The organism is Nocardia sp. NPDC004168 (assembly GCF_040610355.1).
GTDB classification, from domain to species: domain Bacteria; phylum Actinomycetota; class Actinomycetes; order Mycobacteriales; family Mycobacteriaceae; genus Nocardia; species Nocardia sichangensis.
Window position 1 is genome coordinate 719034 of the sequence record NZ_JBEXME010000001.1, and the last position, 11752, is coordinate 730785.

General features: G+C 71.1%; 10 protein-coding genes. 6 read left to right on the forward strand and 4 right to left on the reverse strand.

Annotation, left to right across the window (positions count from 1 at the left end):
• Window positions 1-117: 117 nt before the first annotated feature.
• Genes ABZW96_RS03540 through ABZW96_RS03555 form a run of 4 tightly spaced genes read left to right on the forward strand, consistent with a single transcriptional unit; the run spans window position 118 to window position 2545 of the window.
• Window positions 118-435 (forward strand): hypothetical protein, encoded by a 318-nt coding sequence (locus ABZW96_RS03540; RefSeq protein WP_355070914.1) that lies wholly within the window; start codon window positions 118-120, stop codon window positions 433-435.
• A 9-nt stretch (window positions 436-444) separates the two neighbouring features.
• Window positions 445-1110, forward strand: a complete 666-nt coding sequence (locus ABZW96_RS03545) for an urease accessory UreF family protein (protein WP_355070916.1) — start codon at window positions 445-447, stop codon at window positions 1108-1110.
• A 25-nt stretch (window positions 1111-1135) separates the two neighbouring features.
• Window positions 1136-1855 carry an urease accessory protein UreG gene (gene ureG, locus ABZW96_RS03550; protein WP_355070918.1) on the forward strand — a complete coding sequence of 240 codons (720 nt, stop codon included), beginning with the start codon at window positions 1136-1138 and terminating at the stop codon, window positions 1853-1855.
• A gap of 9 nt (window positions 1856-1864) precedes the next feature.
• Window positions 1865-2545 carry an urease accessory protein UreD gene (locus tag ABZW96_RS03555; RefSeq protein ID WP_355070920.1) on the forward strand — a complete coding sequence of 227 codons (681 nt, stop codon included), beginning with the start codon at window positions 1865-1867 and terminating at the stop codon, window positions 2543-2545.
• 120 nt (window positions 2546-2665) lie between these two features.
• Here the strand turns inward: ABZW96_RS03555 and ABZW96_RS03560 are convergent, their stop codons facing one another.
• Window positions 2666-3481 carry a hypothetical protein gene (locus ABZW96_RS03560; RefSeq protein WP_355070922.1) on the reverse strand — a complete coding sequence of 272 codons (816 nt, stop codon included), beginning with the start codon at window positions 3479-3481 and terminating at the stop codon, window positions 2666-2668.
• Window positions 3482-3633: 152 nt separating this feature from the next.
• Entirely contained in the window at window positions 3634-5067 is a 1434-nt protein-coding gene (locus ABZW96_RS03565; protein WP_355070924.1) for an NAD(P)/FAD-dependent oxidoreductase, read from the reverse strand.
• Window positions 5068-5295: 228 nt separating this feature from the next.
• Between ABZW96_RS03565 and ABZW96_RS03570 the strand changes: the two genes are divergently transcribed.
• Window positions 5296-6792 carry a cytochrome P450 gene (locus ABZW96_RS03570; RefSeq protein WP_355070926.1) on the forward strand — a complete coding sequence of 499 codons (1497 nt, stop codon included), beginning with the start codon at window positions 5296-5298 and terminating at the stop codon, window positions 6790-6792.
• Between the two features lie 12 nt (window positions 6793-6804).
• Here ABZW96_RS03570 and ABZW96_RS03575 read toward each other — a convergent pair whose 3' ends face one another.
• Complete coding sequence (locus ABZW96_RS03575; RefSeq protein ID WP_355070927.1) at window positions 6805-7650, reverse strand: tat pathway signal sequence; 846 nt, start codon at window positions 7648-7650, stop codon at window positions 6805-6807.
• Window positions 7651-7814: 164 nt separating this feature from the next.
• The gene (locus ABZW96_RS03580; RefSeq protein ID WP_355070929.1) at window positions 7815-8012 is read right to left on the reverse strand and encodes a hypothetical protein; all 198 of its coding nucleotides are present in this window, start codon (window positions 8010-8012) and stop codon (window positions 7815-7817) included.
• 257 nt (window positions 8013-8269) lie between these two features.
• On the opposite strand from ABZW96_RS03580, the gene recC reads away from it, so the two are divergent.
• Window positions 8270-11638: an exodeoxyribonuclease V subunit gamma gene (gene recC, locus ABZW96_RS03585; RefSeq protein ID WP_355070931.1), complete on the forward strand. Its 3369-nt coding sequence runs from the start codon at window positions 8270-8272 to the stop codon at window positions 11636-11638.
• The last annotated feature ends 114 nt before the right edge of the window (window positions 11639-11752 follow it).

The window sequence follows — 11752 nt, forward strand, 5'->3', positions numbered from 1 at the left end:
CGAACACATGATCGCCGCCAGGTGCGTGAGTAGAAATGCTCGAGTCGCGCACCGGCGCGCCTCCCGCGAGTCGAATACCGCTCGTGAGTGGTCACGCCCACGACGAGCCGGTGCGTCATGAGGGAGGAATTCATCGCCGCCGCTCGCGCCAGGGCGCACGGACTCGCCGCACCGCGCGCGACGCTGGCCACCCAGTCCACCATCGCGATCGGCGGGCACTGCTGGCTCAGCTCGGCACACTGGACGATGACCCTAGGCGACGCGCCCACCCTCGACCTCTACAGCGATTTCCCGGTCCTGCGTGCCGAAGGTGAGCTGAGCATCGCCGCCTACCTCGCCCGCCAAGACCTGCCGCGGCTCGTGCGGGACATGTCCGGCGCGGACCGGAACCTCCGCGAAACGACCGGGACATCCATCCGACACGCCGGGACATAGGATCGACGGATGCGCGAACCCGCTGCGATCGGTCCGGCCGCGTCCGGTCTCACGATGGTGCTCGCGCTCGCCGACTCACGGTTGCCGATCGGCGGCCACGTGCACTCCGGCGGTGTGGAAGAAGCCGTCGCGTCCGGCTTGGTCCGCGACGTCGTGACGGTCGAGCTGTATCTGCGCCGCCGCGTCCGGACCTCGGGGCTGGTGACCGCGTCGCTGGCCGCGGCGGTCTGCGCGGGCGAACTGGATCCGGCGCGGGCCGAAGCGGAAGCCGACGCGCGCACGCCCGCACCCGCGGCGCGGGCCGCGTCCCGTGCCCAGGGCCGCGGTCTGTTGCGCCTGGCGAAACAGCTGTGGCCCCGGCACGATTGGTCGCCGCTCGCCACGACACCGCATCTGTCCACGGTCTTCGGAATGGTCGGCGCGGCCGCCGCGGTGCCGCCCCGGGAGATCGCCGGTGTGGTCGTCTACACGACCCTCACCGGCGCCGCCACCGCGGCCCAGCGTCTGCTGGCTCTGGACCCCGCCGCGATCGCCGCGTGCACGGTCCGGCTGGCCGACCTGTGCGATCGCGTCGCCGCCGAGGCCGTGACCGGTCTCGCCGCGATGTCGGACCCGCTGCAGGACGTGCTCGCCGAGCGGCATCGGCAGCGGGACATGCCCCTGTTCGCGAGTTGACGCCCCGGAAGAAGGAGACCGCCCCATGCCCCCGCATCTGATCGACGGTGAGCCGCACGACCACGGGCACGAGCGGCCGAAACGGGCCCGCACGCCCGGGGAGGCGCTGCGCATCGGCATCGGCGGCCCGGTCGGTTCGGGCAAGACCGCACTGGTGGCCGCGCTGTGCAGGCAGTTGCGCGACGAGCTGTCGCTGGCGGTACTGACCAACGACATCTACACCACCGAGGACGCCGACTTCCTGCGCAGGCACGCGGTCCTGTCGGACGAGCGGATCACCGCCGTGCAGACCGGCGGCTGCCCGCACACCGCCATTCGCGACGACATCACCGCCAATCTCGACGCGATCGACGATCTGGTCGCCGCCAATCCGCCGCTGGACCTCATCCTGGTGGAATCCGGCGGCGACAATCTGACCGCGACGTTCTCCTCCGGCCTGATCGACGTGCAGATCTTCGTGGTGGACGTGGCGGGTGGCGACAAAGTGCCGCGCAAAGGCGGTCCCGGCGTGACGTTCTCGGATCTGCTCGTGGTCAACAAGACCGATCTGGCGCCGTTGGTCGGCGCGGACCTCGGTGTGATGGAGCGTGATGCGGCGCGGGTGCGCGCGGACCGGCCGACAGTGCTCGTCTCGCTCACCGAGGATCCCGCGGCGACGCCGGTGCTGGCCTGGGTACGCGAGCAATTGCGCGCGGTCGCCGAGCAGGACCGGGCGGGCGCCGGCGAATCCGCCGCCGCGCACTGAGTGTCGCCGGTGCGCACGCAGCTACGCCTCGTCGCTCGCCCAGGGACGCTTCCGGAGATTCATGCCAGCGGCGGGTTGTCGGCCCGCCGCACCGGACCGCGTGCGGTCCATCTGATCGGCACCGCCGCCACGCCGCTGGGCGGCGACGAACTCGACATCGTGATCGTGGTCGCGCCGGGTGCCGAACTGGTGGTCCGCTCGGTCGCGGCGACACTGGCACTGCCGGGCGCGGCGACGCCGCAATCGTGCGGACGCTGGCAGCTCGAGGTCGGTAGTGGGGGAGTATTGGATTTCGATCCCGAGCCGATGATCGTCGCGGGCGGTGCGCGGCACCACACCGTCACCACGATCCGGCTGGATTCCGGCGCCCGGCTGCGAATGCGCGAACGCGTCCAGATCGGCCGCGCGGGCGAGGACGGCGGCATATGGCGCGGTGACCTGATCGCCGATGTCGACGACACGCCTCTGCTGCGCCACCGGCTGGCGCTGGGCGCGGACACAGCGGCCGATGACGCGCTGTCCGCGCCTCGCGCCCTGGAGAGCGAACTCGTCTATCCGGGCGAATGTGCCGCGGCGACAACGGGTTTTACGCAGACTCGGCTGCCGCTGGCGGCGGGTGGCAGTTTGTTCACCCGCACCGGGGCGCTGTTGGGCGTCTCCGGGGTGGAGCATGCCGAGCCGCGGCGCTGATCAATCGTTTCGTTCGACACAGGTGTAATCCGGCCGAGAGCTGGAGATAGAAAGGGTGGGAGCCCGACAGCGTCGTCGGGTTCCCACCTTTCCGGCTCGCTCCTCGGAAGCCCCATCCGATCAGCCGTTGGCAGTCTCCGGGGCCGTGTCTCCGGCCTCCGGAGCTGTGTCGGTGGCTTCCGAAGCCGGGGCGGTGTTCTCCGGGGCCGGATCGACCGCCTCCGGCGCGCCCTGCGCCCGGGGAGGTGCGCTCAGCGCGTGCACCGCACCGAGTCCCGCGCCGATCCCCGCACCGATGGCAGCCAACGGGGCGGCCATCAGGGCCGCGCCGTAAGCGGCCCCGATCGGGCCCGCGGCGAGACCGATCGGCGCGAACGGCAGACCGATGGCCAGGGCGAGACCTCCGCCGACGGCCGCTCCGAACAGCGCGAACGGACTCGCGAACGCGGCGCCCGCCGCGGCGCCGATGGCGGCGGCGCCCACGGTCTGGCCCGCCACCCGATCGGACCTCGTGCGTTCCATCCCGATCGAGTCGAGGTACGTCGCGATATTCGCCTCGGCCATCGCGGCGCCGTCGTTGAGCTGGATCGCCTGCTCCCGGTAGAGCCAATCCGGTGCGTCGACCTGCACGTCTCCGAAGCGGAGCTTGTGCGGCGGCGGCGCGATCGGCGGCACCGGCGCGACGGGAACGGGGCCGTGCAGCCCTTCCAGCGGGGCCAGATACTTCGGATTCGGCAACGGACGCGCCCACTGCAACGAACTCAGCGTGTCGTCCGGAATCCGCACACCTTCGTACGGGCGCACGTTCGGCGCCTCGGCCGCGGGCCACTGGGCCGGCTGATCGGTGGGATCCGTCCGGGTCACCGGAACCCGATCGGGTGCCGCGTTCGCGGTGCCGGTTCCCACCAGCGCGAGAACGAGAGGAACCGTTCCCACGGCGACGAGAGGACCCAACTTCGCCCGGTGCGGTTTGGGTGCTCGGTGCTTGCCTGTGCCCATAGATCACCTTTCATCCGAAGGAGACGTCGACGCCCCACATTCGGATCTGCCGGTGACCTGGATTGGTCGAACGCGCTATTACGGCGGGATCAGCCGGCTTTCGCGTCGGTATGCGCCTTGTCCACCGCGACCCGGCTGTTGGTGGAAGCGCCGAGAGCGGCGGCCAGTTGTTCGGCGTCCTCGTCGTCTCCGTTGCTGATCGCCTCCAAGGCCAATCGTGCGAACACCCACTGCTCGGTGGCCGCCATCTGTCCGCGGCTGCGGCCGAGGAAGGTGACGAACCACTGGATGACGGTGATGATCCGGCTGCGGTAGCCGACCAGGTAGTACAGGTGCAGCGCCAGCCAGGCCAGCCACGCGATGAACCCGCCGAACTCCAGCTTCCCCACCTGGCAGACGGCGCTGAATCGCGAGATCGTGGCCATGCTGCCCTTGTTGAAGTACTTGAACGGCTTGCGCTCCTGCGGCGTCTGGCCTTTCAGCCCCGCGGTGATCTGCCGGGCGGCGTAGGTCGCGCCCTGGATCGCGCCCTGCGCCTGCCCCGGCACGTTCGGCACCGACATCAGATCGCCGACCACGAAGACGTTCGGGTGGCCCTTGACGGTGAGGTCCGGCTCGACCACGACCCGGCCCGCGCGGTCGACCTCCGTGCCGTCGGACTGGTCGGCGATCAGCTTGCCCAGCGGGCTGGCCTGCACGCCCGCCGACCACACCTTGCACGCCGACTCGATGCGGCGGATCGTGCCGTCGGAGTCCTTCACCGTGACGCCGAACGCGTCGACATCGATCACCATGGCGTTGAGCTGGATCTCCACGCCCATCTTCTCCAGGCGCCGCTCGGCCTTGCCGCCCAGCTTCGGGCCCATCGGGCCGAGCACCGCGCCCGCGCCCTCGATCAGCACCACCCGCGCGTCGCGCGGATCGATGTTGTGGAAGGTGCCCTCCAGCGTGCGGTCGGACAGCTCGGCGATCTGTCCGGCCAGCTCGACGCCGGTCGGGCCCGCGCCGACGATGACGAAGGTCAGCAGCCGGTCGCGCTCCTCCTGGGTGGTCGCGAGCTCGGCCTGCTCGAAGGCGCCGAGGATCCGGCCACGTAGCTCGAGCGCGTCATCGATCGTCTTCATGCCCGGCGCGTAGGTGGCGAACCGGTCGTTGCCGAAGTAGGACTGCTGCGCGCCGGTCGCGACGATCAGGCTGTCGAAGGGGGTGACGGTGTCCTGGTCGAGCAGGCGCGAGGTGACCGTCTTGGCGGTCAGGTCGATGTCGGTGACCTCGCCGAGCAGCACCTGCGCGTTCTTCTGCTTGCGCAGCACCAGCCGCGTGGCGGGCGCGATCTCGCCGACCGAGAGGATGCCGGTGGCGACCTGGTAGAGCAGCGGCTGGAACAGGTGGGTCGAGGTCTTCGAGATCAGCGTGATGTCGACGTCGGCGCGCTTGAGGTGCTTGGTGCCGAACAGGCCGCCGAAGCCCGAGCCGATCACCACCACCCGGTGCCGGCCGTTCTCGACAGTCTGAGTGCTCATCGTCCTGCTCCTCGATGGACCTGGGGGTCGTCCCCGGCGGGGGTTCCTGACAGCTAAACCGTAGCCGTCGAGTCGGGCACCGTCACGACGAGATGTCCGTTCCTGGCGTGTTGCGGTGCGATATCTCACTGCCGCCGGGCCGGGGCGGGGAGGATCGTCGCGACCGAACCGGCCGAGCGGGCGAGGTCGAGAGCCTACGATGGTAACTGTCGCTCAGGGAGGATTGCCATGGTCGCCGGTGACCGTGCGATCGGCCGGAAGCCCAGCGTGCGGGCCGATTCGGAGAACATCGCGCTGATCGAGGTACCGCACGGCCATCTGATCGATCGGGCGCTGGGATTGTTGCCGGAACGGCGCCAAGTGCTGGCCACCCCGCCGCGGGGCAGCGACACCGTCGCGGTGCGCGGCGATGCCGGGCTGCCCTACCTGGGCCGGGCGTTGCACTACATGCGCTGGGGCCCGGCCGAGATGATGGAGCGTTACCGCAGGTACGGACCCGTCTCGCTGAACACATCGCTCGGTGTCGACCGGGTGCTGGTCGCGGGACCGGACGCACTCGACGAAGTACTCGGCCACCGGCGCCGTGACTTCGGCCAGGGCTGGGACTACTTCATCGGCCCGTTCTTCCGGCGTGGCTTGCTGCTGCTGGAATTCGACGAGCACAAATTCCACCGCAAGATCATGCAGCAGGCGTTCACCAGGGACCGGCTGGAAGCGCACCTGGCGGCGCTGACGCCGGTGGCGCGGGAGTACATCGCACGCTGGGTGCCGGTAGGGCGCGACGCCGAACGCACGGTGCGGCTGTATCCGGCGATCAAGGAGCTGACCCTCGAGATCGCCGGCGAGACGTTCATGGCAGTCGATGTCGGCCCGCGGCGCGGCCAGCTCATCGACGCGTTCGTCGACTGCACGCACGCGGGGCTGGCGATCATCCGGCATTCGGTGCCGGGCGGCAACTGGCGGGCCGGGCTGCGCGGCAGGAGAGTGCTCGAGGACTACTTCACCGCGATGCTGCCGGAGAAGCGCCGCGTCGAGACGGCGGACTTCTTCTCCGGGTTGTGCCATGCGCGCAGCGAGGACGGCGGCGTCTTCGGTGACGCCGACGTGGTGAACCACATGATCTTCCTGATCATGGCGGCGCACGACACCACGACGACAACCGCCACCGCCGTCGCGTACTACCTGGGCAAGCACCCGGAGTGGCAGCAGCGGGTGCGCGCCGAGGTGCTCGACATGGACGCGCGCCTCGGCGACGGGCCGCCCGCCATCGCGGACCTGGAGGCGCTGCACGATCTGGATCTGGTGGTCCGGGAAAGCCTACGGCTGATGCCGCCGGTTCCTGGACTGTCGCGCCGCGCCGTGCGTGACACCGAGATCGCAGGCCACTACATTCCGGCCGGCGCCCCGGTGGACCTCGCCTACCAGGTGAATCACTTGCTGCCCGAACTGTGGACCCACCCCGAACGCTTCGATCCGGAACGATTCGGCGAACAGCGGCGCGAGGACAAGTCGCACCGCCTCGCGTGGATGCCGTTCGGAGCGGGCGCGCACAAGTGCATCGGGATGCACTTCGGCACGTTCGAGGTGAAGACGGTGACCGCCGCCCTGGTGCGTGCATACGAGTGGCGGATCCCCGAGAAATACCGCATGCCCTGGGGATTCACCACGATTCCCTTCCCCAGGGACGGTGCGCCGATGACGTTGCGCAGGCGCGCGGCCGCCTGAGCGGCCGGGCGGTCAGCGGCCCGCGAGCAGGATCTCCGCGAGCTTGGTGTCGGTCTCGGCGCCTTCGGTGTAGCCGCCCGCGTCACCCAGCGAACTCATGATGGCCAGGGTGTAGCGCTCGCCCGGTCCCGCGAAGCCGACCGAGTTGACCACCCAGCCGCCCTGTTCGGCCGACCAGCCGTTCTTCAGTCCGGGACGCATGCTCGCGCCCGCGCCCCACACGCCCCAGTGCTGGTTGGAGTCCACCGCGCGCATCCGGTCGACGAGGTAGTTGCGGTCGTCGGGGTGCATGCGGTTGAGGACGTTGTCCATCAGGCGGTCGAGGTCGGCGGCGGTGCACTTCTGGAACGACCAGTCCGGGAACAGCGCGGTATTGGTCGGCTGGGGAACCAGCGAAGTCATCCCGTTGGCGCGGAAGGCGTTGTTGAACGCCATCCGGTCGATGCCCGAGTACTTGGTCCAGAGCAGGTCGGCGGCGCCGTCGTTCGAGGTCGCGAGCATGCCCTCCATCAGACCGCGGTCCTCGGGAGTCAGGTTGATGGCGCCGACCCGCGCCCGGTTGAGCAGGTCCGCGGCGATCGCGAGCTTGATCGTGGAAGCGGTCCAGACCGCGTTCTCGGCGTTGGCGTTGGCGTAGACCCCGCCGGACACCCGGTCGCGCAGGACGTAGCCGGTGACACCGGGACGGTTGTTGAGGTAGGCGTCGGCCTTCGCGATGCGGCTGCTCAGATCGCAGTCGAAGCCGGGCAGGCAGCCCTGCGTGTGCGCGAGCGGCACCGCGCCCGCGGTCGGGAGCGCGGCGGGCAGGCTCGGAGCGATGATCGCCGCTGCGGCGAGGACACAGGCGGAAGCGGCCACGCGGGGAACGGTTCGGGTGGCGGGGGACGGATAACGCACGAGGGATGACGATCGCACATCGCGGGTCCGGACGCACGTCTTGAGCTCGGATCCAGGGTGTGCTAGCGCCCGTTCCGGCTGCTTGCGCCGCAGTGGAATTCGATCGTCACCGCCGGCCGGGCACGTCAGCGGAAGGCGGCGCGCAGTTCCTCGACGGTGCGTCCGTTGAGCCGGTAGCAGTGCTCGAAGGCCTCGGTGTGCCGGTCCCTCGGCCAGGAATGCAGGACTACGGTGCGACCGTAGTGGCGCGAGTTGATCAGGTCCCAGCGGTCACCGATCCGGCGGACCGTGAATCCGCCTTTCGGAAGCAGGGGAATCACCATCGCATCCATAGAACGCGAACCAGCCTTTCGGTGCAGCTCTCTCGTTCCGCCCCGGTGCAAGCTCTCCTCCCCGGTGCAGCACTGTCGCACATCGCCGCGGCGGCGCCCGCGTGACACGTCGGAGTAATCCGTTCTGGTGTGGTCTATTTCACTGGACTCCGGATGGGGCGGTGCGATTGCAGGTCGGTCGCTGGGCGTATAAACGTGCACGAAGTCCGAGGCCGGGCAGCCGGACACCACCGATCGAGAGGGCGCAGATGCCGCTGCACATCCACCGTGCCGAGCGCGCCGACGTCCTCGCCCGTGCGCTCGCCGGGGTGCTGGCGTCGCCGCAGGAAGACCCGTTCGCGGCCGAGGTGGTCGCGGTGCCGGCGAAAGGCGTGGAGCGCTGGCTGACGCAGACGCTCTCGGGAGTGCTCGGCGCGGGCGGAGCGGCCGACGGTGTGTGCGCCAACATCGCCTTCCCCTCGCCTTCCGCGCTGGTCGCGGAGGCGCTGGCCGCGGCGAGCGGGGTGGCGCAGGCGGAGGATCCGTGGGCGCAGGAGCGGGCGGTGTGGACGCTGCTGCGGGTGATCGACGCCTCGCTGTCCGAGCCCTGGTGCGCGGTGCCCGCCAGGCATCTCGGCGCAGGAGACGCCACGGGCGGCGAGCACCGCGCCGGACGGCGTTACGCGACCGCGGCCCGGGTCGCCGCGCTGTTCGACAGTTACGCCGCTCAGCGTCCAGCGCTGATCACCGAGTGGGCGGCGGGCCTCGACACCGATGGCGCGGGCGCTCCGGTACCCGACGACCTGCTCTGGCAGCCGATGCTCTGGCGCGGGCTGCGCGCCGAGATCGGGGCGCCGAGCCCGGCCGAGCGGCTCGACGCCGCCTGTGCCCGGTTGCGTGCGCGTCCGGATCTGGTCGCGCTGCCGCCGCGATTGTCGCTGTTCGGCGTGACCCGGTTGGCCGGCGACCAGTTGGCCGTGCTGTCGGCGCTGGCCGCCGGCCGCGACGTGCACCTGTGGCTCGTGCATCCGAGTCCGGTCCTCTGGTCGACCCTGAGCGAGCTGCCCCCTGCCCGCACGCGCGCCGAGGACCGCAGCGCCACGGCGGTCACCCATCCGCTGCTGGCGGGACTGGGGCGCGACGTCCGGGAGTTGCAGCAGCGGTTGGCCGCGTCCGCCGTCACCGGAACCGACACCTATCATCCGATCAGCGAACTCGATGACGTTGCGGCACAGCATGATTCGTCCATGACATTGCTGCGTGCGCTACAACGGGGTATCCGGGACGACCAGTGGCCACCGGCGGCGGGGCAGGTCGGCGCCGACGGCACCGTGCAGGTGCACGCTTGTCACGGCCCCGCACGGCAGGTGGAGGTCCTGCGGGAAAGCCTGCTCGGGCTGTTCGCGGCCGACGAGACGCTGGAGCCGCGTGACGTGCTGATCATGTGCCCGGAGGTGGAGGCGTACGCGCCGCTGGTGCGCGCGGCATTCGGGCAGCGCGCGCCGGGATCGCCGGAGACGCAGAGCGATTCGGAGCATCCGGCGCACCGCTTGCGGGTGCGCCTGGCCGACCGGGGACGCGGGGTGACCAATCCGCTGCTCGCGGTCATCGCAGTGCTGCTGGAGCTGGCCGACGGCCGGGTGACGGTGACCCAGGTGCTCGATCTCGCCGCCGCCGAAACAGTCAGGCGCCGTTGCGGGTTCGATGACGACGACATCGAGCGATTGCGCGAGTGGGCGGCCGAGTCCGGGGCGAGGTGGGGCATCGGGCAGCGTCAGCGCCAAGCGTTCGGGCTCGCCGATTTCGCGCAGAACACGCTGAACAGCGCGGTGGACCGGATCCTGCTCGGGGTCACCGCTGGCGAGACCTCCGACGATTGGCTCGATCTCGCGCTGCCCTTGGACGACGTGGACAGCAACGACGTCGATCTGGCCGGACGCTTCGCGGAGTTCGTCGACCGGCTCGCGGTGTGCCTGCGCGACCTGCGCGGCCCCCGTCCCGCGCACGAATGGGCGGCCGCGCTCGGCCGCGCGCTGGATCTGCTGACCGACGTGCCGGACGCGCAGGCCTGGGTGCGTACCGAGGCCAGGCAGGAACTCGCCGCCGCCACCGACCACGCGCGCGAGGTGTCGTTGCGGCTGGCCGACGTCGGTGTGCTGCTGCGTTCGCGGCTGGCGGCGCGCCCCACGCGGGCCAACTTCCGCACCGGCGAGCTGACCGTCTGCACGATGGTGCCGATGCGGTCGGTGCCGCACCGGGTGGTGGCGCTGCTCGGCCTGGACGACGAGATGTTCCCGCGCGCGAGCGCCGCGGACGGAGACGACGTGCTGGCCCGCGAACCACTGCTGGGCGAACGCGATCCGCGCAGCGAGGACCGGCAGCTGCTGCTGGACGCCGTGCTCGCGGCGCGGGACACGCTGCTGGTGTTCCACACCGGCGCCGACCCGGTCAGCGGGGCGCACCGGCCGCCCGCCGTTCCGGTCGCCGAGCTGTTGGACGCGCTGCGGGCCCACGTCGGCGCCGCGGCGATGCGCTCGGTGGTGACGCGGCATCCGCTGCAATCCTTCGATCGCCGGAATTTCCGGGCCGAGCAGCCGTTCAGTTTCGACACGGTGGCCCTGGCCGGCGCGCACGCGGCCGATGGACCCGCGCTGCCGCGTCCGGGGTTCTTGGCCGCGCCGCTGCCCGCCGCGCAAACGGCGGATGTCGCGCTGGCCGATCTGATCTCGTTCGTGGAGCACCCGGTGCGCGCTTTCCTGTGGCAGCGGCTCGGTCTGCGGGTTCCCGAGCACGACGAGGACATCGCCGACCGGCTGCCCATCGAGCTGGACGGCCTGGCCAAGTGGGAGCTGGGCGAACGCCTGCTCGCGGCCCGCCTGACCGGCGCGGATCCGGCCGGGCTGCGGGCGGCGGAGTGGCGGCGCGGCACGCTGCCGCCGTTCGGATTCGGCGCCGCCGTGCTCGACGAGGTGGAGCACACCGTGGACCGGTTGGTGCGCGCCGCGCAAGCGGACTACGCGGGCCCGGCGCGCGCGGTGGACATCGCGGTCGACCTGGGCAACGGGCGGCGGCTCACCGGCACCGTGCCCGAGGTGCGCGGCGACACCCTGGTCCGCACCACCTTCTCCCGGCTGGCCCCCAAACACCGGATCGGAGCGTGGGTTTCGCTGCTGGCGCTGACCGTCACCGAGGACCGGTCCTGGCGGGCGGTGAGCACCGGCCGCGGCCAATTCGGCCGTCCGACCTGGCGCTGCGAGCTCACCGCACCCGACGCGCCCGCGGCCGGGGAGATCCTGCGCAGCCTCGTCGCGCTGCGCGACGAGGGCCTGACCGAACCGCTGCCCGTCGCGCCCGCCGCCACCGCGGTATACGCCGAACGTCGTTTCCGCGGCGCGAGCACCGACGACGCGATCGCGGCGGCGGAGCGCGAATTCAACGGCGGCCCCAACGGTCCGGGGCCCTTCGGCGATCACACCGACCGCCACCTTCGCTACGTCTGGGGCCCGGCGCCCCGGCTCGAGGACCTCATGGCCGCGCCCGCCGCGGCGGGCGAACCCGGCGAGAGCACCCGCTTCGGCGCGCTGGCCCGGCGGATGTGGGCCCCGTTGCTGGCCGCGGAAAGCCAGGGCCAGCCGTGACCGATCGCGAACCGACGCGGCACGTGACACCGGAATACGCCGCTGCGGCGCGTGTCGGTCGCCGGTGGGCGGCCGGGGGCGCGGCAGAATATCAGCTCGGACAGTCGTTTCGGG

What these genes read in the sequence shown, in the direction of transcription:
- ABZW96_RS03540 (WP_355070914.1), top strand. Translation starts at nt 118, where the DNA reads ATGAGGGAGGAATTCATCGCCGCCGCTCGCGCCAGGGCGCACGGACTC.
- ABZW96_RS03545 (WP_355070916.1), top strand. Translation starts at nt 445, where the DNA reads ATGCGCGAACCCGCTGCGATCGGTCCGGCCGCGTCCGGTCTCACGATG.
- ureG (WP_355070918.1), top strand. Translation starts at nt 1,136, where the DNA reads ATGCCCCCGCATCTGATCGACGGTGAGCCGCACGACCACGGGCACGAG.
- ABZW96_RS03565 (WP_355070924.1), bottom strand. Translation starts at nt 5,067, where the DNA reads ATGAGCACTCAGACTGTCGAGAACGGCCGGCACCGGGTGGTGGTGATC.
- ABZW96_RS03570 (WP_355070926.1), top strand. Translation starts at nt 5,296, where the DNA reads ATGGTCGCCGGTGACCGTGCGATCGGCCGGAAGCCCAGCGTGCGGGCC.
- ABZW96_RS03580 (WP_355070929.1), bottom strand. Translation starts at nt 8,012, where the DNA reads ATGGTGATTCCCCTGCTTCCGAAAGGCGGATTCACGGTCCGCCGGATC.
- recC (WP_355070931.1), top strand. Translation starts at nt 8,270, where the DNA reads ATGCCGCTGCACATCCACCGTGCCGAGCGCGCCGACGTCCTCGCCCGT.